Below are 24,849 nucleotides of genomic sequence, written 5' to 3'. Positions count from 1 at the left end.
GAGCCAAGCCTGCCATGGATGCCACTTCTGCAACAAGGCCGTTCAGCGCCCCATGCGGCTGCGGCGCAAGCCGAAATCATGGCCTACCACCAGCAAGGTGCTCGCTACCAGGCTCGATAGCCCCACGATCAGCTGGATCAATTTATCATCAGGCAAGATCCATAGCGACGAATCCGGCGTCTCGCAGCCCGTGGCCGCGCTGATCAGGGGAGACACCCAGGCCGCGTCCGGCGTCACGTCGAGCACGACGGCGCCGTCGGCGCTGGTCTGCATATAGATATCGCCGCCTTCGGCCAGGGTAAAGCAGATGCCCACGCCCGTTTCCGTGGCGCGAATATTGTCCTGCATGCTGCGGTTATGTTCTTCGATCCACACTTCCACGTCGTATGGCGTTTCCAGGTGCTCCCACGGACGGGGGCGAAAACGGGGACGTTCGTCCGCACTGGCGGGGGTGTCGGGAACCTCGGGGATGTTGCTGTCTGCTGCGCCTTGCATGCTCATTGACCTTTTCTGCGGTGATGCGGCGGGACCGGTTGCCTGCCAGCCGCCATTATCCACCGTTCAGGGCAAGCATGGTATTCCTACGCCGAATCAATCAGAAAAACTGACAGCTATCGACTTTAAAGATCAGCATGCCTGACTTAAAATATGCACCATCTCTTCTTTACAGGCTTTACATGCAAGGCATTAAACGCAAAATCGTCTACGTCACCGCTTTTGAAATCATCGGCATGGCCATTTCCACGCTCTGGCTGACCCTGCTTTCGGGCGAATCGCCCACCAGCACGGGGCCGCTGGCCATCATGATCACCACCATCGCCGTGATCTGGAACCTGCTCTACAACACCGCGTTCGAATACTGGGAAATCCGGCAGGTGTCGCGCACGCGCACGGTCTGGCGCCGCATCCTGCATGCGATCGGCTTCCAGATCACGCTGGTCATCTACCTGATCCCGCTGATCGCCTGGTGGCTGAACATCAGCCTGTGGCAAGCCTTCGTGCTCGATTTCGCGCTGATGCTGATCATCCCGTGCTACAGCTTCATTTTTAACTATTTCTTCGACGGCCTGTTTGGCGTGCCCCTGTCGGCGCAGCAGCCGAAGGAAGAAGCCACTGACGTTCAGGCTGCTTCGCTGAGCAACTGAAGAAAGGACCGCGCCGCCATGCCCAGCGGCCGGTCCTTCATCCACACCAGGTGGATGGGCACGACCAGGCCATTGCCCGTATTCTTGAACGCCACGCAGCGCACCCGCCCCGCCGCCAGAGAATGCTGGATGGCCGAGGCGGCAAAGTTGCCCCAGCCCAGTCCCGCTTCCACCATCGCCAGCGCCATCGGCAAACTGTCCGTGCGCCAATAGGACAGCCCCACCACGGGGCGCGCATCGGCCAGGTCGAGTTCGCGGCTGGCCACGATGATCTGGCGCAAGTTCACCAATTCCTCGATATACAAGGGCTGGCCCGCCGCGCTGGGCGGATGCTGGGTGGAGATAATCGCCAGCAAGGCATCGCTGCCGACCAGCTGGAACTGTTCTTCGTGATTGATGCGCCCGCCTGCGAAAGCCATGCAGGCGCTGATGCGGCCCCGGTGCAGCATGTCAAGCACATCGTCCTGCGGCGCCGTCAGCACCTCGATATCGAGCAAGGGATGGCGCTGCGACAGCGCGCGCACGGCGGCCAGGAAAGGCGTATGGTCAAGCTCGGCCGCGATGCCCAGCGAAATGCGGCTTTCCAGTCCCTGCGACAATTCCTGTACATGCAAGTGCAACTGTTTCAACTGCTCGGCGATCAGGCGCGCGTGCGGTATCAGGGCCAGCGCGGCCGGGGTGGGCACGGCTTCGCGTGCGCCGCGGTCGAACAGGGTGATGCCCAGTTCCGCCTCGATATTGGCCATCGCCATGCTGACGGCCGACGGCGCCCGCCGCAAGGCGCGCGCGGCAGCCGAGAACGAGCCGCCATCGACGACGGCCAGGAACAGTTCGATGTTATGGCTGGACAGTTTCATGAAAAAGTGGAAAGTGCGGCACTTTCGGGCGCGCGGGCGGTCAAAACGGGGAACGACAGCAACACTCGGGAGTACACATGCGCCATCGATTAACTTACCGCCGCAGCGGCTACATTTCCGACTTTACCCGCTTCATCGACGGCTACCTGCAGGCGCACCCGGAAGTGCAAGCCAGCCAGCGCCAGGGCTGGCGCATTTTCTGGGAGCGTCCGGCCAGCATGCGCGAACTGGAACTGGCTCACGCGGACAGCGTGCCGGAACCACCCTACCATTACGACTAAAAACTCTTAGCCTTTCCAGACGCGCTGCAATCCGGTGTCCGCATGGATCCAGCCACCACGCGGGCCGTTGCGGTAATAGAAGCCCACGCCGCCCTGCTTGAAGCTGCGCACCAGCGAACCGAGCACTTCCGCGTTCAGATTCGCCACGCGGATGTCGGCGGCGCGGCCCGAGATGTGCAGCGACTGGCGCGCGGCCGGCACGCCCGCTTCGCGCAGCCTGCTGTTCGACTCCGCCGTGCGGTAGCCCGACAAGATTTCCAGCGGCTGCTCGATGCCGTAGCGGGCCACGAACGCTTGCGTGCCCCACAGGGTTTCCAGCAGTTTCGGATCGATGGGCGCCGTCTTCTTGCCGTTGACGTCGCGCAGCAAGTGACACAGTTCCTGGTAGGCCGAATCGATGACTTCGCCATCTTTCCAGTACAGCAGCTTGGCCTTTTCATTGCTGGCCGGGCGCACCACTTCCAGGGTGCGGGGCTTGAGCCAGAATTCCAGGTCCAGCGCCTGCGCATCGAAAATGTCGGGTGGCGGTTCCATCTCGGTGATGGCCTGGCGCGATTGCGACGTGATCGAGCGGTCGATGCTGGCCAGTTGCGTCGGCTGCGGCGGCACGGCCGTGCGCGGCACGCGCGGCTTGGCGCTGGCCGAAGCCGAGGCGGGAGCGGCCGTGCGCGAGGCGCAGCCGATGAGAGGAGTGGCAACCAGGCCCAGCGCGGCCAGGCCCATACCGTGGTGTAGAAAATTTCTGCGCGATGCCATAGTCAGTCCAATTTAACGATGGGAATACTATAGCGTATTGTGCCGCGAAGAAAAACCCTCAATGCCTATCGTGTCACCCTCATTTCAAGGCATTTTGCGTCAGGCGGCAGCCGCGACGGAGACGCCGGCGCCTTTCGCCTGCGCCAGCGCCGTCAATGGCTTGTCGAGCAGATAACCCTGGGCCACGATGGGCAAGCCCGTGATGGCGGCGACGCGCTGCAGCGCGGCCAGCGCGGCCGGCGTGTCGAGGCGCTTGAAAAGGACGCGGATTTTCGCCGCATGGCACACAGTGACGAAGCTGGCGACGGCTTGCTCGTCGCTGAGGTTGCCCGCATCGAGCTTGAACGCATGCGGGTGCAGGCGCTCCAGCATGCCCGTTGCCTCATGCACGTTGGCCACGTTAATGGCCAGGCGGAAACCGTTGCGGCGGTAATTGTCGGCCACGTAGTTGAGCAGCCAGCCCTGGTTCGGCGTGACCGTCGGCAATTGCAGCACGATGCGCTCGATGGGCAAGCCCAGCGCGTCGAGGATGCGCTGGAAAGCGTGGCCGTGATTGCTGCTGACGGCGCTCAGCAGGCGGTCATGCACATTCAGGTACAGGTCGGCCTGCTCCGCTTCCGCCTGCCGGAAAAAATTAATGGCGTGCAGCATGCGGCACAGCCGGTCCAGTTCCACGGATTCATCGTCGCTGGCCGCGTGATCGAGCAAGCGCCACAGCGACAAGCCCTCGTCCGCCTTCGACACGCTGCGCGCCAATCCTTCGAACGCCACCAGCTTGCCGCTTTCCAGTTCGCGCAGCGGCTGGAAGGCGCTGGTCATGGTGCAATTGAAAAAGCGCCCCAGCGCCCGACCCTCCCCGTCGAGCCAGACGCTGGTGCCGGCCTGGGTTTGATGCGACAGGCGGGCCAGGTAATTTTTCAGGACAGGAAATGGCATACGTGCTCCTTCGTAAGGCTGCGCCAGCTGCCCTCATGGGGAAGACGGCGCCAAAGTGTGCAGAGTAAGGCAGCGCAAACCAAAGGAGAACGAATGGTTTCGCCATTTGATATGCACCCAGCAAATATGGACGCAACAACGGACAGCGCATAACGATAGTCAGAAACATTCCTTCCCGCCCCCTGGTCCAGCCTTTACTGTGGGCATGTACCGATACCATCAGGAAGGGCCGCCATGTGCCAGTTACTCGCAATGAACAGCAGCAAGCCTGCGGCGCTGGGATTTTCCTTTGCCGGCTTTGCCGAACGGGGCGGACGCACGGACGAGCACCGCGACGGCTGGGGCATCGCCTATCATTCCAGCAGCGGCTGCACCCTGCTGACGGATCACCTGGCGGCCATCGATTCGCCGCTGGCGGCCCAGGTGCAGCAGCATCCCGTGAAGGCGAAAAACATCGTCGCGCACATCCGCAAGGCCACGCAAGGCCGCATCGCCCAGGAAAATACCCACCCGTTCGCCCGCGACCTGTGGGGCAAGACCTGGTCCTTCGCCCACAATGGGGACTTGAAAACGTGGCGTGCGCCCGCCAATGCGCACTACCGCGCCAGCGGCGACACGGACAGCGAACAAGCCTTCTGCCACCTGCTAGCCACCTTGCGCACGCAGTTTCCCCTCGGTGAACCCACGCGCGCCGACTTGCGCGCCGCCATCGCCGAGGTCGCCAAGGACATTGCGGCGCACGGCACCTTCAATTTCATCCTGTCGGACGGCGAACTGCTGTTTGCCCACTGTTCCACGCACTTGCACTATGTGATACGCGAATACCCGTTTTCCGTGGCGCAACTGATCGACTGCGAGCGCAGCATCGACTTTCGCCAGCACAACCACCTGGACGACAGGATCGCCGTCATCGCCACGCATCCGCTGACGCAAAACGAGGATTGGCTGGCGTTCGCTCCCGGCGAACTGAAACTGTTTACGGGCGGCACCTTGCTGCCGGCGGATGATGCCGCGCCACAAGGCGTGTATATCCAGATCAGTTACTGAGGGAATTATTGAACGGGAAGAAATGGCCCGCCGCCGGATGGGCGGGCTGAGGGACTGACGGGGCGTCAGGCCGAATTGCAGTTGCAAAAGCGCTTGCGCTTGGGATCGCCGCTAGCGATGCCCGTGGGATCAATCTGTTTCCAGCAAAAAATCGTTTCCACGCCATATGGCGAACGCACATTGCCCGCCTCGACATAACCCTGCTTGACGAAAAAGGCCTGGCTGCTGGCCGTGCTGTGCAGTTGCAAGGCCTTGATGCCCCACTCGCGCGCCTGCGCTTCCAGCTGCTCCACCAGCGCCTTGCCAGCGCCGCGGCCTTGCGCCTCGGGCAGCAGGTAGCACAGGGCAAGCTTGCCGGCGCGCGTCAGCAAGCCGACGCCGACAACGGCGCCCGCCTCGACTGCGACCAGCGAAAAATTAGTCGGCGACGCAAACCAGCACGCCACCATCTGCGGTGTTTTATTGCCCAGCCAGGCTTCCAGGATGGCCGGATCGTCCCGGTGATCGAGGCTGCAGCATTCGACGATGGAGCGTCGTAATACGTTGCACGCCTCGAAAGCGTCGGTCGATGTTGCAATACGAATTTCAAGACTCATGTACGCTCACAAAATATTCCAGTTGCCGATGCAGACGGTTTTCCCCCTGTATCGTGCGATTCGACTATACACCAAGCGGCGCTTTCGGGTTTTTTGCCGCACGCCACGGGCCGGTTTTGCCTATGGCGCTATGCCTGCAGACTAAGTGCTGATGCGCATCTTGCCCACGAATGTTTCCAGAAATCGATATATGTTTTTTAGCGCAAACGGGAATCAAGTCTAAGCATATTACGAAAAATTCGTTTCTTTTCCGGCCGGAATTTTAGACTATGTCTATCTATTCTCACAACAAGAGTTCAACATGACCCATTCCAACGCCGTAACGACTGCCGCAGCAACGCTCACACAACGCTCGCGCCGCTGGTTCCTGGCCAGCGCCCTGGCCGCTTCCGCCGCCGCCATGAGCCTGCCGATGGCCGCCAGCGCCGCCGAACCGGTGGTCTTGCTGAACGCGTCCTACGACGTGATGCGCGAATTGTTCAAGGACGTGAATCCCGCATTTATTGCTGATTGGAAAGCCAAAACGGGCGAAACCATCACCATCAAGCAATCGCACGGCGGCTCCAGCAAGCAGGCGCGCTCCGTCGCCGATGGCCTGGAAGCATCCGTCGTGACCATGAACCAGGCCAATGACATCGACATCCTCGTCGACCGCGGCCTCGTGGTGGCTGACTGGGCCAAGAAATTTCCGAACAATGCGGCGCCGTTTTACTCGACCATGGTGTACCTGGTGCGCAAAGGCAACCCGAAACACATCAAGGATTGGGACGACCTGGCCAAGCCCGGCATCAAGGTCATCGTGCCGAATCCGAAAACCTCGGGCAATGGCCGCTACACCTACCTGGCGGCCTGGGGCTATGCCGTGAAAAAAGGCGGCAGCGAAGCGCAGGCGCGCGACCTCGTCACCAAACTGTTCAAGAACGTGCCCGTGCTGGACGGCGGCGGCCGCGGCGCCACCACCACCTTCACGCAGCGCGAAATCGGCGATGTGCTGGTCACGTTTGAAAATGAAGTGCAACTGGTGCGCGCCGAATTCGGCGACAACTTCGAAGTGGTATATCCAAGCATTTCCATCCTGGCCGAGTCGCCAGTGGCCGTCGTCGACAAGGTCGTCGACCGCCGCGGCATCCGCAAGGAAGCCACGGCCTACCTGCAATACCTGTACTCGGAACCAGGCCAGGAACTGGTTGCCAAGCACTACCTGCGCCCCCGTTCGGCGGCCGTCGCCAAGAAATACGCGGCCAGCTTCAAGCCGATCACCCTGTTCACCATCGACGACGTCTTTGGCGGCTGGAAACAGGCACAAAAGAAACACTTTGACGATGGTGGCGAGTTCGACAAGATTTATCAGAAGTAATCTTCGCCGCATCAAAAAAAACCGGGACATGTCCCGGTTTTTTTATCCTCCACACATCACTGCTTCTTCAGCAGCAGCTTGAATTGCGGCGCCCAGCGCCCGTCCACCAACATCTCGCTGGCCGCCTCATAGCCATCGCCCGACGGCGTCCAGCGCACGCGATAGGTCAGCGTCTTGCCATTCGCGCCCACGTATTGCGTGGCGGGAAAGTCGAGGCCGCCGTCCGCCGGCAGCATCGTGCCGCGGCTATGGCCGCCGCTATTCTCCACATACAGGAAGGCTACCTTGCCTGCGGCGGGATCGTGGTAATACGTGGTTTCGCCCACGTAGTCGGGCTTGCCGGGGCTGCGCACCGTGTGCACGTCGCGCAGCATCTGGCCGCCATACAGCCACTGGAAACAGTGCTCATCCGTTTGCTTCCCGCCAGGGAACTCGCCCTTCCAGCAATGCCCGGCCAGGAAAGCCATCGGTTGCAGGGCGGCAATGGGTTGCGCCAGCACGGCCGAGGTGGACAACAGCAGGGGCAACAGCAAGAGCGATAGCAGGAATGGACGCATGGCACACCTCCGGTAGATGCTCCAGTATAGGCGAATAATATGCTTGCAGCAGCGCTGGCGCACACTTTGCGCATATCGATATGCGCATCGATTCGTGGTCAAAAGCGTGCGCGCGCCGTACTCTGGCCTTGTCGCGCCGCATGGCGTATTACAGGCTCAAAGGAAATATCATGGCTATCTCGGAAGTGAATGTACGCAACCAGTTTCGCGGCAAGATCAAGGAAATCATCTTTGGGCCCGTGGTCTCGGAAGTGGACGTGGAAACGCCGCACGGCATCGTCACCTCGGTGATCACCTCGCGCTCGATCAAGGACCTGGACTTGAAAGTGGGCAGCGAAGTCATCGCGCTGGTGAAATCGACGGAAGTGTCGATCGCCAAGATCCAATAAGGGTTACCCACCCGCTAGCGCCGCGCCCCTTGCCATCCGGCAGCGGCGCGTGCGTCAGGGCTTGATATACGCATACCCTTCCTGCCACTGCAAGCGGCTCAGCTCGGCCACGCCCGAGGGCACGATGACGGCGTCGGGCAGCACGCGCTGGCGGTCGATGTTGCGTCCTTGCAAGGTGTTATTGCAGACACGGAAACTCACGCCGCGCTTGGTCAGCTCGCGCACCACTGCGTCATACGGAGTGCCATTCTTGTCGACGGCGCCATCGAGCAGGAAATCGATGCCGGGACCATGCGCGACGAGCACGATGGTGGCTTGGGGACTGGCGTCCAGGTGATTGCGGATATTTTTCAGCGCAGCCGTGGCATTGCTGGCGTCATTGACGTGATACACCACCTTTTCCTCCTTCTGCGCTGCCGTGGCGGCAGTGCAAGCGAACAAGGAAAGAAGGATGGCGGAGAACCAGCGGCGCAAGATTGTCATGAGATGTCCATTTCAGTGGCAGATTAAAAACATTGCCATCATATCAATCTCTGAACAAATACGTAAACGTGCGGCTGACGGGCAGCTTTTCCGTGCTGCCGCGCAGCAGCACCTGCATGCGCTCGGCGTCGATGCGTTCGGCCGCCTCGATGGCTTTCACGTTGACCATGGTGCCGCGGTGGATTTGCCAGAACTGTTCCGGATCGAGGCCGCCCAATAAATCCTTCAGCGGCGTGCGCACCAGCGCTTCCGAGCCGGCCAGCACCACGCGCGTGTACTTGGTGTCGGCCTGGAAGAACAGCACGTCGTCAATATCGATCAGGCGGATCTGCTTGCCCACGCTGGCCCTGATCCATTTCAGTTTTTCGCGCGGCGCGGCCGGCAGCGCCGCGCGCAGCGACTGCAGCAAGTGGGCCATGTCGGCCGGCTGCGCGCCCAGCTTGTCGCGCAGCCGGGATAGCGCGCGCTGCAAGCGCTCGGCCTGCACGGGCTTCAACAGATAATCGACGGCGCCCGCATCGAAGGCATCGACGGCATACTGGTCATACGCGGTGACAAACACCACGTGCGCCCGCACGCCGATGCGCTCGGCCACTTCCAGGCCCGACAGGCCCGGCATGCGGATGTCGAGGAAGACCACGTCCGGCTCATGCTCGAGGAAACCGTCCCAGGCATCGTTGCCGTTTTCCGCCACCAGCACGATGCGCGCCTCGGGCCAGGCCAGCGCCAGCATCGTTTGCAGGCGTTCGCGCATCAGGGGCTCGTCTTCGGCGATCAGGATGGTGGCATTCATGCGGCAAGTTCTTTCAGGCTGGTTTCCATTTTGATGGGCAACATAATTTCAGCGATCACACCCCCCTCTTCGCCGTCGCGCAGGGTCAGGCTGGCGGACGGATCGGACAGCGACAGCCGGCTGCGCACGTTTTCCAGGCCCAGGCCGCCTTCCGGCGCGCTGCCCGCAGCGCTTGCCGGCAAGCCCATGCCCGTGTCCTGCACGCGCAGGCGCAGCATGCCGTCCACCCGCAGCGCCGACAGGCTGATCTCGCCGCCGCGCAAGGACGGTTCAATACCGTGCTTGATGGCATTTTCCGCCAGGGTCAGCAAGATCATGCTGGGAATCGTCGCGTGTGCAAATTCGGCCGGCAAGTCCAGCGCATAGCGCAGGCGGGAGCCCATGCGCGCCTGCATCACGCGCAAATACGCGGCCACCATGTCGAACTCGCTTTGCAGCGGCACTTGCTCGCTGCGCATCTCCGCCATGCTGGCGCGCAAAAAGGCGATCAGGTCGGCAGTCAATGCCGCGGCCCGGCCGGCGCCTTGCGCTCCCTGCTCGGCCAGCTGCTGCACGGCGCCCAGGGTATTGAACAGAAAATGCGGCTCGATCTGCGCGCGCAACAGCCGCAGCTGCGATTCGCTCAGTTCGCGCGCCAGGCGGTCGCGCTCGGCATCCTGCTGCAGCTGCAGGGCCAGCGCTTCATACTGGCGGTTGCGCCAGGTGCTCACGACCGCCAGCGGCACCATATAAAACAACCCGGCCACCAGCAAGGCAATGCCGCCCACGCGCAGCAAGCGCTCGAAGGCCATTTCCATGGAACCCGTATCGCTCAAGCCGGCCAGCAGCACGCCGGCCGCTACCCCTGCCGCGCAGGTCGACACGATCAACAAAAGCTTCTTGAACTTGTAGCGCACGGAACTGCGGTAATTGAACCAGACGCCCACCAGGCCCCACGCCAGCGCAAAACCCAAGCCGTTGCTGAAGACCAAGGCCTTGAGCAATTCGAACCGTGCCGGCAACAGCAGGTGCAGGGCGACGCCGATGGCGCTGAACAGCAGCATCAGCTTGAACACGGCGATGTAAAAACCGGCGCCGCGGTACTTGAGCAGGAAATCGTGCAATTGCTGACGCTCGATCGGCGTCAGCTTGACCAGCTTCATGGCGACGTAGCGGCGCACTCTTCCCTGGATCTGGTCAGCCATCTCGGGATGTTTCAGCACCAGCAGCGATTCTTCGTCGATGCTGCGGTACCAATCCGTATATTTTTTTAACACGATGCGCTCCCCTTGGTCTGTGATTCAGGCATGAACGCAGTCTACGGCGCCACCGTGGCAGGGCATAGCGCGGGGCGACGAAGCACGAAGGGACAGGCATCAACGACGAGGTACATGGCGCCTGCCAGACCCTCGCTGCCAATATTGCTGAAATAATACGAAGTTTCCAAGGCGAAATCAATAATTGCGTAACAATTTTCACTACGGCAAGATTAGCCCCATTTATTTGCCAAATTGGCCGCAACACCGCTTGTCGCGGGCCTGTACCGTAGACATCGCTTGATCTTTAATGGTATTGTTTAAGCTTGGTAAATATTGCCTCCGAGATACACGCCGCGTCCCCGCGCGGCCCGTTTCCGGATTTGCGCGCAGCGCCCACGATGGCGCCCCAAAACTGCTTTCCCACATACAATCCCATGCTCAAAAAAATGTTCGCCGCGGTGCTGATGACGCTTTCGACAGCGGCCATCGCCGTGCCCTTCGGTTCCCAGTCGATACTGGTGGTCGAAGACGGCACAGGCAAAGTCTTGCTTGAAAAAAATTCCAACGTGGTGGTGCCCATCGCCTCGCTGACCAAACTCATGACGGCCATGGTCGTGCTCGACTCCAAGGCGAATATGCAGGAAGAGATCAGCATCGACCGCGAGGATGTCGACACCTTGAAGCACAGCACCTCGCGCGTGCCCGTGGGCGCCACACTGAGCCGTCACGACGTGCTGCAACTGGCGCTGATGTCGTCCGACAACCGCGCCGCCGCCTCGCTGGCGCGCACTTTCCCCGGCGGCCCCACCGCATTTGCCGTGGCCGTCAACGCCAAGATCAAGGCCCTGGGCATGCGCCAGACCGTGATCGAAGAGCCAACGGGCTTGTCGCCAAACAACCAGTCGACGGCAGCAGACCTCGTCAAGATGGCCGTGGCCGCCTCGCGCTACCCGGAAATCAGCCGCATCACGACGGATTCGAAGGACGTGATCCAGATCAAGGGCCGCGACGTGGAGTACCACAACACGAACCGCCTGGTGGGTGCCAAGGGCTGGGATATCGGCCTGTCGAAAACGGGCTACACGAATGAAGCGGGCCGTTGCCTGATCATGCGCATCAAGTCGGCCGGCAAGTTCGCCACCATGATCCTGCTCAACGCGCGCGCCAATTCCGTGCGCGCCATGGACGCCGTCAACATCCGCCGCATGCTGGCGGCCGAGAACGGCATCGAAGAGCCGAAAGTGATGCGCGCCTCGGTCAGCCGGCACAAAAAAGCGCCGGCGAAACCAAGTAAACGCCGCCGCGCCCGCTAATTACTTCGCTTGCCGGTTGGTCATCACCACACCGGCAATCGTCACCGCGCCGCCCACCAGCATCGAGACGAGCACGGGCTCGCCCAGCAACGCCGCCGCCAGCACGATGCCGAACACGGGCACGAGGTTGTTGAAGACGGCCGTGCGCGACGGGCCCAGCGCCTTCACGCCCTCGTAATACCAGACAAAGCCGATCACCGTGCCGAACACGCCCAGGTAGCCGATGGCGGCCCACACTTGCCAGCCAAAGCTGTGCCATGGCACGCTCGGAAATTCCACGGCCGCCCCCACCAGCAAAAAGGCCAGGCCCCACATCGACGCGTACGTGGTGGCGGCAATCGGGCTCAAGCCCTTCAGCGCGACCCGGCCGATCAGGGTATAGGCGGCCCAGCTGGAAATGCCGCAGAACATGAACACCTCGCCCATGCCGATGCCGCCGCCCGTGCCGTGCAGCACGCCGGCGAGATCGCCGCGCGTGATGACGATGGCCGTGCCGCAAAACGCCAGCATGATGCCCAGCCACTTGAAGGAACCGAGCCGTTCGCGGAACAGCATGGCCGAGGCCAGCGCCGTGACGATGGGATTCAGGGCCACGAACAGGGCCGTGCGCCCCGCCGGCATGCGCGACAGGGCCGCCAGGAAGCACAGGTTGTACAAAAAGATGCCCGTCAGGCCCAGCGCGGCCGTCGTTGCCAGCTGCTTGCGGTCCAGGCGCGGCAAGCCCCCTTCCAGTTTCCAGGCCAACATGACCAGCAACAGCACGGCCACGCCGAAGCGCCCGCTGGCGGCCGTCATGGGCGGCATCTGCTGCGCCAGCACGCGCCCCGCGATGAAGGTGCCGCCCCAGAACAGGGCGACAAAGATCAGTTTGATGTAGACGAGCGGCGATTGCACGGAAGGCAAGGCGGCTGATGGTATGGCGGAAGAAGACATGAAATATCCTGTATGGCCGCTTGCGCGGCGGGTGGTGTCCATATATATTAATACTAATATCAACTCATGAAATAATGAGTAAATACTCATAACTCAACAAAACCACGCCATGACCTTCACGCAACTGGAAATTTTTACCCTGGTGGCCGAATTGCACGGCTTTTCCGCCGCCGCCGCGCAGCTGGGCATCAGCCAGTCGGCCGTCTCGCACGCCTTGAAGGCGCTGGAAAAGGAGATGGGCGTGGACCTCATCGTGCGCCACCAGGCATCGGCCGAACTGACGGACGTGGGCCGCCAGCTGCTCGTGCGCGCGCGCGAAATCCTCGGTTTGTCGGAGGCCATGCGCCAGGAAGCGGCCGACGTGCTGGGCCAGCGCCAGGGCACCCTGCGCATCGGTTCCTTCGGCCCGACGTCTTCCTTGAATCTGCTGCCGGCCATCACGGCGCAATTCCGCCTGCGCTATCCGGGCATCGACCTGCGCATCGACGAGGGTGCAGACCATGAAGTGGTGCAGTGGATACGCGAACGCAGGGTCGATGTCGGCTTCGTCGTGCTGCCGGACGAGCGCTTCGACACGGCGCCGCTGGTGGAAGACCAGATGATGGCGCTGGTGCCGCGCAGCCATGCGCTGGCCAGCGAAACCGCCATCACCCTGGCCCAATTGTGCGAAGGGCCGTTCATCATGTCCGAGGCGGGATGCGCCTGCCTGATCGAACCGCTGTTCGCCAACGCGGGCTTGCAGCCGAACGTGCCCTACCGCATCAGCCAGGTGATCACCATCCTCGACATGGTCAGCCGCGGCGACGGCCTGTCTATCGTGGCCGAACTGGCCCTGCCGCAGCGGCTGCGGGAGCAGTATCCGGAACTGGTCGCCCTGCCGCTCAATCCGCCCGTCAGCCGCAAGGTGGGCCTGGCCGTGCGCGACCGGCGCCAGAATACGCCCGCCACCAACGCCTTTTTCGAGGTGGCCAGGCAGATGGCGCCGACCCTGGCGCCACGGCGCGCTTGAGCGTTTAAAAAGTCTCCCACTCCTCGCTGCGCTCCGGCTTGACGGCCGCCGTCCTTGCCGGAGTGCTGGCGAGGCGCGGCGCCATCGCGGCGCGCACCACGGGCCGAACGGGGTGCTGCTGCGGCGGCGGCGGTGCCTGCCCCTCATCGAGCTTGAACACGCCGACCACCTGCGCCAGCGTGCTGGCCTGGTCTTGCAGGCTTTCCGCCGCAGCCGCCGCCTCTTCCACCAGGGCCGCATTCTGCTGCGTCACCTGGTCCATCTGCGCGATGGCCTGGTTCACCTGCTCGATGCCCGAACTCTGCTCGGCGCTGGCGGCCGTGATCTCGCCCATGATGTCCGTTACGCGGCGCACGCTATCGACGATTTCCTGCATCGTCGCGCCAGCCTCGTCGACGAGGCGCGCGCCCGAATCGACCTTGCCCACCGAATCGTCGATCAGCAGCTTGATTTCCTTCGCCGCGCCGGCGGAGCGTTGCGCCAGGCTGCGCACCTCCGTCGCCACCACGGCAAAGCCCCGCCCCTGCTCTCCCGCGCGCGCCGCCTCCACGGCCGCATTGAGCGCGAGGATATTCGTCTGGAAGGCGATGCCGTCGATGACGCTGATGATGTCGACGATCTTCTTCGACGAATCGTTGATCGAGGCCATGGTATCGACCACCTGCGCCACCACTTGTCCGCCCTTGCTGGCCACGCCGGACGCCGATTGCGCCATCTGGTTGGCCTGGCGCGCATTGTCCGCATTCTGTTTCACGGTGCTGGTCAGCTCCTCCATCGAGGCGGCCGTTTCTTCCAGCGAACTGGCTTGCTGTTCCGTGCGCGACGACAGGTCCTGGTTGCCGGCGGCGATTTCCGACGATGACACTTTCACCGATTCGCTGGCCGTGCGGATTTTCACGAGAACGGCGGCGATCTTGTCGATGAAGCGGTTGAAGGCGCCGGCGATCTGCGCCAGTTCATCCACGCCGGAAGCGTCGAGGCGGCGCGTCAAATCGCCTTCGCCCGATGCGATGTCGTCGAGCGCATCGCGCACCAGTTCCAGGCGCTTGAGCATTTTGAAGACCAGCAGCGACAGCAGCAGCGCCGCCAGCCCCGTCAGCAGCGCGGCAGTGACGGTGGCTGTCGTCAGCATCGTCTGCAACGCTTGCATGGCTTCCTGCTGGTCGAGCACCACGGCCAGCAGCCAGTCGGTACCCGCCACGCGCGTGACGTACAGCATGCCGTCGCGCTCATTGAGGCGCACGGCCTCGCTCGTGCGCGTGCTTTCCAGCCGGTTGACCTGCGCGGCCGACAGCGCCGCATCGAGTTTCGCCACCGGCTGCAGGCTCAGGTCCTTGTTCGCATGGGCGATGATGGTGCCGCTCCGGTCGACGAGGAAGGCAAAGCTGTGCGGGGTCGGCTTGATCGCCACCACGTTGGCGATCACCGTATCGAGCAGCACGTCCGCGCCCGCCACGCCCAGCAGCGCCTCTTTCGGGCCGACAGGCGCCGTAAACGACACCACCAGCTTGTGGCTGGCCGCGTCCACATACGGCGGCGTCAGCATCGGCACGCCCGCCTTGACGGTGTCCGTGTACCAGGCGCGCGCCGTGGGATCGAAATCGGCCGGGCGCCCCGGATGGGTAAACACGGAACGCTTGTCCGCATAGCCGATGAACACTTCCGCAAAATCGCCGGCCTTTTCCGCGATCTGGAAGGCGCGCAGCGGATCGGGCGTCTCGGCGGACATGACAACGGATGCCATGACCTTTTTCTTGCCATCGACCCATTGCGCCAGCACGGCCGACTGGCTTTGCAGCAATTGCTGCATCTGCTGATCCGACGACGCCAGCATGCTGCTGCGCGTCGTCACGTAATTGGCAACCGACAAGGCCAGCATGGACAGTACGACAATGGCCACGCAAATGAGCACCAGCCGCGTGCGAAGGGAAGACAACATGATGGACTCCTCGTTTCGATTTTAATGGCGTGAAACAGTGCTGTTGCACCGCTTTCTCTACGGAAGCATTTTCACACAAAAATCGGAACAATTTTCATCAATATTCGGAATACAACACATATATTTCCGTGCAGAAACCTATCGAACCCTGTCAACCTATCAGCGGATCAGCCCCCTCAAGCCGCTGGCCCGCTGCGTGCGGCGCAGGATCGCGTCGAACAGCACGGCCTGCGTGGGCGAGACGAGGGTAAAGAAGTCGCGCGCGCGCGTGATGCCCGTGTAGACCAGTTCACGCGCCAGCATGGCGCCGCCTTCCTGCGGCAGCACCAGCACCGTATGGCGAAATTCCGAGCCCTGCGATTTGTGCACCGTCATGGCGAACGCCGTCTCCACGTGGCGCAGGCGCGTGGCCAGCACGCTGCGCACATTCTCGCCCTCCAAAAAATACACGCGCAGGGAGCCGGGCCGCGCAGGATCGCGCAAGGTCAAGCCGATATCGCCATTGAACACGCCCGTGCCGTAGTCGTTGCGCGTGACCATCACGGGACGGCCCACATACCATTCGCTGCGGCGTATCAAGCCATCCTTTTCCAGCCGCAGTTCGATGGCCGTGTTCAAGCCCGCCACGCCCCACTCGCCTTCGCGCACGGCGCACAGGATGCGGAACGATTCAAAACTGTGCAGCACGGCGCGCACCCAGTCGTCATGCTGCGCGTAGCCTTCGCCGCCCGCATTCACCAGCGCCAGGTAAGGCTGGTAGCCGCCCGGCGCGTCGGCGCGTCCACGCAAGGCCAGGCGCAGCACATCTTCCTGCTGCGCCGGCACGCTCCACGCCAGCTGGCCGCCGCTGTCGCCGGCGAAGCACGCTTTGGCCAGATCGGGCCTGCCGCCATTCACGGCCAGCGCCAGTTCGCCGATCGGACCGCTGAAGCGGTGGCTGTGGCGCAGCATCACCGTCTGCTGCGCCAGCGCGCCGGCCGCACCGGCAAAATCAGCGGGTATGGCCACGCCGCTGGCCGCCTGCGCATACGCGATGGTGGCGTCCGTGTAGCCGCCCGCCTGCGCGTCGTGGCACAAGTCGCCCAGCACGGCGCCCGCTTCCACGGACGCCAGTTGGTCCTTGTCGCCGAGCAGTATCAGGATCGCCGTGGACGGCAAGGCATCGAGCACGCTGGCCATCATCTCCAGGTGAACCATCGACGCTTCATCAACGATCAGCACGTCGACGTCGAGCGGGTTGCCCGCGTGGTGGGCAAAGGCGCGCGTCTCGGGCCGCGCCCCCAGCAAACTATGCAGGGTGCGGGCCGCCCCCATGCGCCGCGCCAGTTCCTGCAGGGGCAAGGCATCGCCCGCCTTCGCCGCCAAGCCTTCCAGCGCCTTGTCGATCGACTGTTTCAGGCGAGCGGCCGCCTTGCCCGTGGGCGCGGCCAGTGCGATGCGCAGCTGCTCCGGCTGCGGCGAGACGGCAAACAGCAGGGTCAAAAGGCTCGCCACCGTGTACGTCTTGCCTGTCCCCGGCCCGCCCGTGATGATGGCCACCTTGCCGCGCAGGGCGATCGCGCACGCCACTTTTTGCCAGTCCGGGCCACCATCCTGCGCGGGCTGGTCGAACAGGATGTCGAGCCATTGCCGCACCTGCGCCAGCGGGGGATCAGTCAAATCCTGTGCGCGGAGGGCTATTTTCTCGCCCACCAGGCTTTCGTCGCGCCAGTAGCGGCGCAGATACAAACGGTCGCCATCGAGCACCAGCGGCTGGCGCACATCGGCCGCACCGACCTGCCACACTTGCGGTGCACCGGCCAGCAGTGCGCGCCAGCCATCGACGCTGTCCGGCAGCGGACCGGAGACGGCCAGTACGGCATGCCACAGCTCCTCGCTCCAGCCCAGCAACTGCGACGGTTCGCTGGCCAGCTCAAACAGCATCAAACAGCTGTGCCCCCGCCCTTCCAGCTCGGACAGCACCACGCACGCCACGGCCACGGCCGGCGCATCCGGCGCATTCTCGTCCAGGCTGGCGATGAAGCGGGCAAAGGCGGCGCTCAGGCGGCGCAGATGGCCATCCTCGGCGACGCCGTCGACATGGGCAAACAAAGCGTTCATCTGTGCGTCATGCTGCATGGTGTTCCGTTTCTTCTAACAGTTGATCGAGGCCGTCCAGCAATTCCAGCTGCGGCGCCAGCCAGTAGCAGCCATGTGTATCCGCATTCGCTATGCCGCGCAAGAACAGGAAGATAGCGCCGCCCAAGTGCTCAGCCGCATCGTAGGCATCACCGAGCCGGCTTTTCAGCAGGCGGTGCAGGGCCAGCATGTAGATGGCGCCCTGAATATCGTAGCGGTGCTGCGCCATGCCGGCTGCCAGCGCCTGCGTGTGGTAGGCACCGTCGTTGACGCCCAGCGCATTCGACTTGTAGTCGAGCACCCAGTAGCGGCCATCCTGTTCGATGACCAGGTCGGCAAAGCCTTTCAGCATGCCGTGCAGCTGGCGCCGCGGCAGCACGGGACGCGGCGCGCCATCGAGCAGCAAGCGCGTGCACAGCTGATCGAGCGCCCCCGTGGACAAATGCTCGCTGGGGAACCAGAACTCCATCTCGGACAGGGTGCTATCGAGCTGCGACAGCGACGCATCGAGCAGCGGCAACGGCGTGAGGGCGATTTCCCTGAGCCAGGCGATGGCGTCTTCCTGGCGGTGCCCCCAGCCGGCCCGCTCGCAGCGCGCGGCCAGACGGGTATTGAAGTGCTCGTCGTGGACGCTGTCAAAACCTTCGCTGCCCATCCACTCGAGCTGCTCGTGCAGGAAATTGCCGGGCACGGAGCCGCGCGGGAAGCGGTGCCATGGCGCGTCGCCCATGTGCATCGGCGAAGTCACGGCGACAGCCGTGCCATCTTCCAGCAGGGTTTCCTCCAGCGCCCGTTGCGGCACGTGTGCGGCCGCTACAGCACCGATCTGGCGCGTCAGCGACGTAAAGCTGCCCACCGACCAGTCGCGCTCGAACTCGCCCGCGAACACGGGCGCGGGACGCAGCTCGGGGCGCCGCTCGACCCGGTCCAGCACCGTGCAGGCATCGGGCTGCGCCAAAGAAGCCACGTAGATGGCGTCGCAGTCACCCGCCACCTGCTGCCAGCGCAACAGCAATTGCTCCGCCGGCAGCTTGTCGCCGCCCGTCAGCAGGTAGCCGAGCGCCGATTCGTGCAAGGTATTCTCGCCCGCCTTGCGCGCCGCCTGGGCGGCCACGCCCAGCCACAGGAAGTGGCGCGCGCGCGTCAGCGCCACGTACAGCAGGCGCAAGTCTTCCTCGATGCGCGCCTCTTCGACCGCCGCCATGGCTTCGTCGGACAAGGACAGGTCGAGGCGGCGTTCGCCATCCTCGCCCGCATAATCGAAGAAGCTGCGGTTGCGTTTATCCACCTTGCGCGCCGTGACGGCAAACGGTAAATAGACCAGCGGGTATTCGAGTCCCTTGGATTTGTGCACGGTGATGACCTTGACCAGCTCCGCATCGCTTTCCAGGCGCAGCACGCGCTCGTCGCCGCCCTCGCCTTCGCCGGCGATCTGCTCGGCCAGCCAGCGTATCAGCGCCTGCTCACCATCAAGCTGGCGGCTGGCCGATTGCAGCAGTTCGGCCAGGTGCAGCAGATTCGTCAGCCGCCGCTCGCCGCCCGTCTGCTGCAGCAGCATGGCGGGCAATTGCAGCTCGTGGATGAAGCGGCGCAGCATGGCCAGCACGCCCTGGCGCTGCCAGATCAGGTGCAGGGCCTTCAGTTGTTCGACGCGGCGTTCCCATTCCAGTTCATCGCTGGACAGGCGCGCCAGCTCGCCCAGCGACAGGCCGATGGTGCGCGTGGCAAACGCGGCGCGCGCCAGTCCCCCGTCGAGGGGATTGGCCAGCGCCGCCAGCCAGCGCAGCACGTCTTGCGCTTCCTCGCTGTCGACGACGGAATCCTTGTCGGACAGGTACACGCTGGCGACCCGGCGGCGCGCCAGCGCGCGGCGGATATCCGCCGCTTCCTTGCGGTCGCGCACGAGGATGGCGACGTCGGCCGGCTGCAAGCGCGTAAAACCGTCGGGGCCATCGAAGCCCGCCTGCGGGTCGCCCAGCATGGCGACGATATGTTCGGCGCAGTGCTGCGCGAAATACTCGCGGTAGCTGTCGCCGCGCAGCCCTTCATCGCTGGCGCAGGCGGCCAGCAGCGCTGGCAGCGGGCCGCTGGCGTTCACCAGGTATTCGGCGCGGCCCTTGGCATCGACGGCTTCAAACGGCAGCGGGTTCTCGCCATTTTTCCGGTAGCGGAAGGCGCCAAGCGGCACTTCGGCGCGTTCGGCATGCAGGAACAGCTGGTTGACGGCAGCGACCAGCGGCGCCGTCGAACGGTAGTTGGTGCCCAGCTGGTAATGGCGTCCCGTCGTCGCGCGCCGCGCCGCCAGGTAGCTCTGGATGTCGGCGCCGCGAAAGCCGTAGATCGACTGTTTCGGGTCGCCGATCAGGAACAGGCCCAGGGCCGGGTCGTTGTCGGCGATGCGGTACAGCAGATTGAAAATCTGGTACTGGGCGGGCGCCGTATCCTGGAATTCGTCGACCATGGCCAGCGGATACTGGTCGATGATGCGCTGGCGCAGGGCCGTGCCATTCTCGCCGGCCAGCGCGTCGTGCAGGCGCTGCAGCATGTCGGCAAAGCCGAACTGGCGCGACTGGCGTTTTAACTGGTCCATGCGCCGCGCGATGGCCGCCGCCGCATGCAGGTGCAGCTTGTGCGCCAGCGGCGTGAGGCCCGCCAGGGCGGTCCCCAGCCCTTCCGTATGCTCGAAGCATTCGGGCACCTGGGCCGTGAAACTCTTGGCAAACGCATCCTCGATGCCGAACGGCGTTAATCTCTCCCACGCCTTGGCCGTGATGGCCGGCTGCAGCAGCAGCGGGTCTTGCGCCCAGCGGCGCAAGCCATCGAACCACTTCGCCAGGTTCTCCGGCTTCATCTTGACGCCGTTAAAACACTTGGGATTGGCGGCGCGGTGGTCGTTGATCCAGGCGGCCATCTGGTCCACGCGCTCGACCCATCCCGCCTTCAGGGTAGCCAGCTGCGCGGCCAGCGCCCGCTGTTCGCGCGCGATCAGCGCGGACAACGGTTCCTCGTCCGCCATGCCCATGATGTCCGCGCGGCGCGCCAGCTCGCGCGCGCCCTTCTTCAGCGCCCCCACGTCGGGCCAGCAGGCCAGCAGCACGTCGAGCGCCTGCGGCGGCAAGGGATAGACTTGCTGGCGCCAGTAATCGTGGGCAGCATCCTCGAACAGGGCTTGCTCGTCGCTGACCAGTTCTTCGTCGAACAGGCTGCCGCTGTCGAACGCGTGCTCGCGCAGCATGCGCTGGCACCAGGCGTCGATGGTGAAAATGGCCGCTTCATCCATCGTCTCGGCGGCCAGCATCAGCCGATGCGCGGCCTTTTGCCGTTCGCTCTCGTCCGGATAGGACTCGAGCAAGGCGTCGAGAAAGGGATCGCTGCCGCCGGATTCAATGCCAAATTCGTGGCGAAAATAGGCGGCCGCCTCGATCAGGCGCTCGCGCACGCGGTTCGACAATTCGCGCGTGGCGGCGCGGGTAAACGTCATCACGAGGATGTCGGCCGGCAGCAAGGGACGCGTAAAACGGCTGTCGTCGTCGCCATGCCCCAGCACGAGCCGCACGTACAGCGCGGCGATGGTCCAGGTCTTGCCCGTGCCGGCCGAGGCTTCGATCAGGCGCGAGCCGTGCAGCGGGAACGCCAGGGGGTTGAGCAGATGGCTCGTCATGGTTCTTCTCCCGCGCCGTCTGCGGGCGCGCTGATAGGGTCGATCGTGATGTGTTCTTGCAGCCAGTCGGCCAGCGGGCCATACAGCTCGCGCGTGCAGTCTTCCCAGGCCTCTTCCGCGGCCAATGCGGAAAACTCGGGCCACAGGCGCGCCAGGCACAGTTCTTCGCGCTCGCCGGAGACTTCAAAGCCGCCGTCGTAGACGGCGCGCGGGTCGCCCTGCTGCACCAGCGCGAGGCCCGTCTTGCACGCCGTCGGCAGCGGATGGTTCATGCCTTCGCGCCACAGCGCCAGCAAGGTGGCCAGCGCATCGCGCGAAGTAGCCGGATCGAGCGGCGCCATGCTGACGATGGCGTCGCGCGCCACCAGGTAGCCGGTGACGGGGAAACCGAGGGCGGCGGCGGCCAGCTGGCGCAGCCACATCAGCATCAGCTTGTCGCCGCGCGCCAGGCCGCCCTTGTCCGTCACCTTCGAGGAAATCTGCATCAGCCAGGCCGTGCCCTGCCCGTTGCTGCACAATTTGTCGAGCCAGTCGTCGATCTGCAGCTCGCCAAACGGCAAGTTGATGGCGCGCTTCTCGGCCGCGTACGGGAACGAGGCGCGCAGGGACAGCCACGCGCTGCGCACGGGCACCAGCGCCTCGACCAATTGCGCCTGCACTTGCCGGCCGATCAGACCGATGGGCAGCACGCCTTCGCGCGCCAGCTTTTCCGCGCGCGCTTCCAGGCTGGCGCGCACGTCATCGAGCGCTTCGACGGCACCGCCGTCGTCCAGCATGGTGTCTTCCAGCAGATAGCGCTCGAGCGCATTCAGGCCGAACGGCTCTTCATCCTCGCCCAGCATGGCCGCATCGGCGAAATACACGCTCAAGCGGCGGCGGAAAAAGTATTTCACGGGCTGGCGCAAAAAGCTCGCCAGCTCGCCCAGTTTCAGCCGCGTGCCGGGATCGAGCTCGTAAGGGCCAAGCGCCAGTTCCTCGACCTGCGCATCCGCATCGGCATGCGCCACGCGCCATTCGCGCGCGTAGGTCAACAAGCCATCGGCCTCGAAATAGCGGCGGCTGAACGGCTGCAGCGCATGCTCGGTGGTCAGCGATACAAGGTGCCGGTCCAGCGACCAGCCGGCGGCCAGGTAATCGCGCAGCTGCGACACCAGCACGGACGGCGGCTGCTCGGAATTGTCGCGCACATTGCGCCCCACCCAGCTCACGTACAGCTTGTCGCGCGCGGCCAGCAAGGCTTCGAGCATCAGGTAGCGGTCATCGTCGCGGCGCGAGCGGTCGCCCGGGCGCGCCATGCCGGGCAGCGCCAGCAGGTCGAAATCGGCCTTCTGCGCGCGGCGCGGGAAATCGCCATCGTTCATGCCCAGCAGGCAGACGACGCGGAACGGCACGGCGCGCATCGGCATCAGGGTACAAAACGTGACGCCGCCGGAGACGAATTGATGGTTCAGGGTCGGCTCGTCCAACGCGCCCAGCCACGCCACGCGCAGCACGGACAGCGGCACCTGTTCGACAAAGCCCGCGTGCTCGCAGGTTTCCAGCCAGCCCTGCAATGCGCCTTCCAGCTGCGCCAGGGTCAAACGGTCGCCCTCGTCGTCGGCGTCGAAAAAGGCGGCCAGCAGCGCACGCGCCTGCACGCCCCACTCGGCTGGCGTGCAGGCGCCCGCCAGCACGGTGCGCCAGTGCAGCAGCGCCTCGACCAGCTGCGCCAAGGACCCCGCCAGCGCCGCATCGAGGCCGCCCACTTCCGCATACGGCTCGATGCCGCCAAAGCTGGCGCCACTGCCGCTGGCATAGCCGAGCAGCATGCGCCGCACGCCGAAGATCCACGCATTCTGCTCGCCGGCCGCACCCAGTCCCAGGCCGGCGCGGTGTTCCTGGTCCAGGCCCCAGCGCACGCCCGCCCCTTCGATCCACGCGCCCAGGGTGGCCAGGTCGTCCGGCTGCAGGCCAAAGCGGGCGGCAAGCGCCGGCACGTCGAGCAAATCGCGCACCTCGCTCTGGCGGCAGCGCTGCTGCGGCAACTGCAGCAGCCACTCGAGCGCGACGAGCAGCGGATTGACGCTGCGGTCCTTCACGTCGCCGATCTCGAACGGGATGAAGCGCTCGTCATTGCGCCGGTACTGGCCGAAGACAGCGTGGATGGCAGCCGTAAAAGTGTCGATATCGGGCACCATCACCACCACGTCGCGCGGGCGCAAGCCCGTCTGGGCGCTGTGCGCGAACATGGCCAGCAGCTGGTCGTGCAGCACTTCCACTTCGCGCTGCACGCTGTGCGCCACGTGGAATTCGATCGAGCGGTCGCCTGGCTCGGGCGGCACCTGCTCATGCTCGGCCAGCGGGCGCAGTTCGCGGATGGCCACCTGCACCTGCTGCAGCAAGGTCTCGCCCGTTTCCTCGCCAAACAGGTCGATGCGCAGGCTGTCGTCGCGACCCTCGGCTTGCGCGTGTTCGTCGAATTCGTCGAGCATGCGGATGAAATCGCGCCCTTGCCTGCCCCAGCTGGCCAGCAGCGGGTGGCTGTGCGCATGCAGTTCTTCCAGCGGAATTTGCGCCAGGTCGGTGCCGTTTCGCTGCCGCTGGCGCTTGTTTTGCGCGCGCAGCAAGTCGCGCCCGTCGATGATGTCGCCCCAGTAAAACTGGCACGGATTGGGCACGGCCAGCACCACCTGCGTGTGGCGCGCCAGCGCGGCCAGCGCCTGCAAGGTCTGGTACGGCAAGGCCGACACGCCAAACAGCACGACACGTCGCGGCAGCTTGCCGGCAGGCGCATCGCCGGCGGCGATCGCTGCCAGGAAGGCCTCGTGGATGTCGGCGCGGCCCGTGTCGCGCTCGAACGCCTCGACATCGGCAGCCACGGCGCGCCACAACTGCGCCTGCCAGCGCTGGTCCTCCTTCAATGCGATGGATACCCCGCGCGCCGTGCGCAACTGGTCGCTACCCGCCGCCCAATCGGCCAGCCAGTCGGCGCGGTAGACCTGGTACTGGTCGAACAAATCGGCCAGCCGCTCGGCCAGCTGCAGCCGGCGCTCGCTATCGCCATCGGCAAGGAAGTAGCGCAGCGGCGCGAAGACCGGGTCGGCCAGCAAGGACGGCAACAGGCGCATCAAACGCCACGTCAGCGGCGATTTATCGAACGGCGACACGCGCGGGACGCGCTCGCGCCCCAGCATGCCCCGGTAGCTTTCCCACAGCAGGCGCGCCGGCAGCGCGATGCGCGTGGCGGCGCACACGCCCATCTCCTCGGCCAGGGCGATCTTCAGCCACTCGGCCACGCCGTTTGACTGCACCAGGAAGATATCCGTTTCCAGGGGCGCCAGCGGATGCTGGCGCAGCCACTGGAAGACGGCGGCGCGCAGCTGTTCCAGCTGGTTGCCATGCAGGATGAGGAGGCCGGGCGTGACGGGAGTATGCATGCTGATCCGATGGGTTGCCGCGCCT

Annotated in this window: 21 protein-coding genes; 7 read left to right on the top strand and 14 right to left on the bottom strand. The window is 64.2% G+C overall.

Annotated elements, in window-relative coordinates:
* Nucleotides 1-42 precede the first annotated feature (42 nt).
* Nucleotides 43-495, bottom strand: coding sequence for a hypothetical protein (locus O3297_RS04285; RefSeq protein WP_034787797.1), 453 nt, complete (start codon nucleotides 493-495; stop codon nucleotides 43-45).
* A 182-nt stretch (nucleotides 496-677) separates the two neighbouring features.
* Here O3297_RS04285 and O3297_RS04280 point away from each other — a divergent pair, with 182 nt between their 5' ends.
* Nucleotides 678-1,145 carry a PACE efflux transporter gene (locus tag O3297_RS04280; protein ID WP_070253636.1) on the top strand — a complete coding sequence of 156 codons (468 nt, stop codon included), beginning with the start codon at nucleotides 678-680 and terminating at the stop codon, nucleotides 1,143-1,145.
* Here the strand turns inward: O3297_RS04280 and O3297_RS04275 are convergent.
* Nucleotides 1,121-2,002 (bottom strand): LysR family transcriptional regulator, encoded by an 882-nt coding sequence (locus O3297_RS04275; protein ID WP_034787224.1) that lies wholly within the window; start codon nucleotides 2,000-2,002, stop codon nucleotides 1,121-1,123. The two genes, O3297_RS04280 and O3297_RS04275, sit on opposite strands and share 25 nt — an antisense overlap.
* Nucleotides 2,003-2,079: 77 nt before the next feature.
* Here O3297_RS04275 and O3297_RS04270 point away from each other — a divergent pair, with 77 nt between their 5' ends.
* Nucleotides 2,080-2,283 carry a DUF3460 family protein gene (locus O3297_RS04270; protein ID WP_034787227.1) on the top strand — a complete coding sequence of 68 codons (204 nt, stop codon included), beginning with the start codon at nucleotides 2,080-2,082 and terminating at the stop codon, nucleotides 2,281-2,283.
* Between the two features lie 6 nt (nucleotides 2,284-2,289).
* Here O3297_RS04270 and O3297_RS04265 read toward each other — a convergent pair whose 3' ends face one another.
* Both O3297_RS04265 and O3297_RS04260 read right to left on the bottom strand, forming a co-directional pair.
* On the bottom strand, nucleotides 2,290-3,039 hold the full coding sequence (locus O3297_RS04265; protein WP_370385381.1) for a YcbK family protein: 750 nt from the start codon (nucleotides 3,037-3,039) through the stop codon (nucleotides 2,290-2,292).
* A gap of 99 nt (nucleotides 3,040-3,138) precedes the next feature.
* Nucleotides 3,139-3,975: an EAL domain-containing protein gene (locus O3297_RS04260; RefSeq protein WP_305047848.1), complete on the bottom strand. Its 837-nt coding sequence runs from the start codon at nucleotides 3,973-3,975 to the stop codon at nucleotides 3,139-3,141.
* Between the two features lie 234 nt (nucleotides 3,976-4,209).
* On the opposite strand from O3297_RS04260, the gene O3297_RS04255 reads away from it, so the two are divergent.
* Nucleotides 4,210-5,022 carry a class II glutamine amidotransferase gene (locus O3297_RS04255; RefSeq protein ID WP_071653602.1) on the top strand — a complete coding sequence of 271 codons (813 nt, stop codon included), beginning with the start codon at nucleotides 4,210-4,212 and terminating at the stop codon, nucleotides 5,020-5,022.
* Between the two features lie 65 nt (nucleotides 5,023-5,087).
* Here O3297_RS04255 and O3297_RS04250 read toward each other — a convergent pair whose 3' ends face one another.
* The gene (locus tag O3297_RS04250; protein ID WP_070253641.1) at nucleotides 5,088-5,618 is read right to left on the bottom strand and encodes a GNAT family N-acetyltransferase; all 531 of its coding nucleotides are present in this window, start codon (nucleotides 5,616-5,618) and stop codon (nucleotides 5,088-5,090) included.
* A gap of 400 nt (nucleotides 5,619-6,018) precedes the next feature.
* On the opposite strand from O3297_RS04250, the gene O3297_RS04245 reads away from it, so the two are divergent.
* The gene (locus O3297_RS04245; RefSeq protein WP_046685513.1) at nucleotides 6,019-6,975 is read left to right on the top strand and encodes a sulfate ABC transporter substrate-binding protein; all 957 of its coding nucleotides are present in this window, start codon (nucleotides 6,019-6,021) and stop codon (nucleotides 6,973-6,975) included.
* Nucleotides 6,976-7,031: 56 nt separating this feature from the next.
* Here the strand turns inward: O3297_RS04245 and O3297_RS04240 are convergent, their stop codons facing one another.
* Nucleotides 7,032-7,532 carry a hypothetical protein gene (locus tag O3297_RS04240; RefSeq protein WP_305047847.1) on the bottom strand — a complete coding sequence of 167 codons (501 nt, stop codon included), beginning with the start codon at nucleotides 7,530-7,532 and terminating at the stop codon, nucleotides 7,032-7,034.
* A gap of 170 nt (nucleotides 7,533-7,702) precedes the next feature.
* Between O3297_RS04240 and O3297_RS04235 the strand changes: the two genes are divergently transcribed.
* A complete protein-coding gene (locus O3297_RS04235; RefSeq protein ID WP_034757699.1) occupies nucleotides 7,703-7,921 on the top strand; it encodes a molybdopterin-binding protein in 219 nt (72 codons plus the stop codon).
* 54 nt (nucleotides 7,922-7,975) lie between these two features.
* Here O3297_RS04235 and O3297_RS04230 read toward each other — a convergent pair whose 3' ends face one another.
* The 3 genes from O3297_RS04230 to O3297_RS04220 are packed head-to-tail and all read right to left on the bottom strand — an operon-like array spanning nucleotide 7,976 to nucleotide 10,453.
* Nucleotides 7,976-8,404, bottom strand: coding sequence for a DsrE family protein (locus O3297_RS04230; RefSeq protein WP_081345408.1), 429 nt, complete (start codon nucleotides 8,402-8,404; stop codon nucleotides 7,976-7,978).
* A gap of 43 nt (nucleotides 8,405-8,447) precedes the next feature.
* Nucleotides 8,448-9,197, bottom strand: coding sequence for a LytTR family DNA-binding domain-containing protein (locus O3297_RS04225; protein ID WP_034777866.1), 750 nt, complete (start codon nucleotides 9,195-9,197; stop codon nucleotides 8,448-8,450).
* Entirely contained in the window at nucleotides 9,194-10,453 is a 1,260-nt protein-coding gene (locus O3297_RS04220; RefSeq protein ID WP_305047846.1) for a sensor histidine kinase, read from the bottom strand. The genes O3297_RS04225 and O3297_RS04220 overlap by 4 nt, the downstream gene beginning before the upstream one ends.
* Before the next feature lie 416 nt (nucleotides 10,454-10,869).
* On the opposite strand from O3297_RS04220, the gene O3297_RS04215 reads away from it, so the two are divergent.
* Nucleotides 10,870-11,748, top strand: coding sequence for a serine hydrolase (locus tag O3297_RS04215; protein ID WP_034778183.1), 879 nt, complete (start codon nucleotides 10,870-10,872; stop codon nucleotides 11,746-11,748).
* Here O3297_RS04215 and O3297_RS04210 read toward each other — a convergent pair whose 3' ends face one another.
* Entirely contained in the window at nucleotides 11,749-12,681 is a 933-nt protein-coding gene (locus O3297_RS04210; protein ID WP_099393294.1) for a DMT family transporter, read from the bottom strand.
* Between the two features lie 109 nt (nucleotides 12,682-12,790).
* Between O3297_RS04210 and O3297_RS04205 the strand changes: the two genes are divergently transcribed.
* A complete protein-coding gene (locus O3297_RS04205; RefSeq protein ID WP_099393293.1) occupies nucleotides 12,791-13,690 on the top strand; it encodes a LysR family transcriptional regulator in 900 nt (299 codons plus the stop codon).
* Between the two features lie 4 nt (nucleotides 13,691-13,694).
* Here the strand turns inward: O3297_RS04205 and O3297_RS04200 are convergent, their stop codons facing one another.
* The 4 genes from O3297_RS04200 to recC all read right to left on the bottom strand — a co-directional run bounded on the left by O3297_RS04200 (nucleotide 13,695) and on the right by recC (nucleotide 24,824).
* Complete coding sequence (locus O3297_RS04200) at nucleotides 13,695-15,629, bottom strand: methyl-accepting chemotaxis protein (RefSeq protein WP_305047845.1); 1,935 nt, start codon at nucleotides 15,627-15,629, stop codon at nucleotides 13,695-13,697.
* Nucleotides 15,630-15,788: 159 nt separating this feature from the next.
* Complete coding sequence (gene recD / locus O3297_RS04195) at nucleotides 15,789-17,747, bottom strand: exodeoxyribonuclease V subunit alpha (RefSeq protein WP_305047844.1); 1,959 nt, start codon at nucleotides 17,745-17,747, stop codon at nucleotides 15,789-15,791.
* Nucleotides 17,737-21,408, bottom strand: coding sequence for an exodeoxyribonuclease V subunit beta (gene recB, locus O3297_RS04190; protein WP_305047843.1), 3,672 nt, complete (start codon nucleotides 21,406-21,408; stop codon nucleotides 17,737-17,739). The genes recD and recB overlap by 11 nt, the downstream gene beginning before the upstream one ends.
* The gene (gene recC / locus O3297_RS04185) at nucleotides 21,405-24,824 is read right to left on the bottom strand and encodes an exodeoxyribonuclease V subunit gamma (protein ID WP_305047842.1); all 3,420 of its coding nucleotides are present in this window, start codon (nucleotides 24,822-24,824) and stop codon (nucleotides 21,405-21,407) included. The genes recB and recC overlap by 4 nt, the downstream gene beginning before the upstream one ends.
* Between the last annotated feature and the right edge of the window lie 25 nt (nucleotides 24,825-24,849).

The sequence above is a fragment of the Janthinobacterium sp. SUN128 genome (assembly GCF_030587275.1).
Lineage (GTDB): Bacteria > Pseudomonadota > Gammaproteobacteria > Burkholderiales > Burkholderiaceae_D > Janthinobacterium > Janthinobacterium lividum.
Note: the sequence above shows the minus strand (reverse complement) of the source record. Positions and strands in the feature narration are given on the sequence as shown.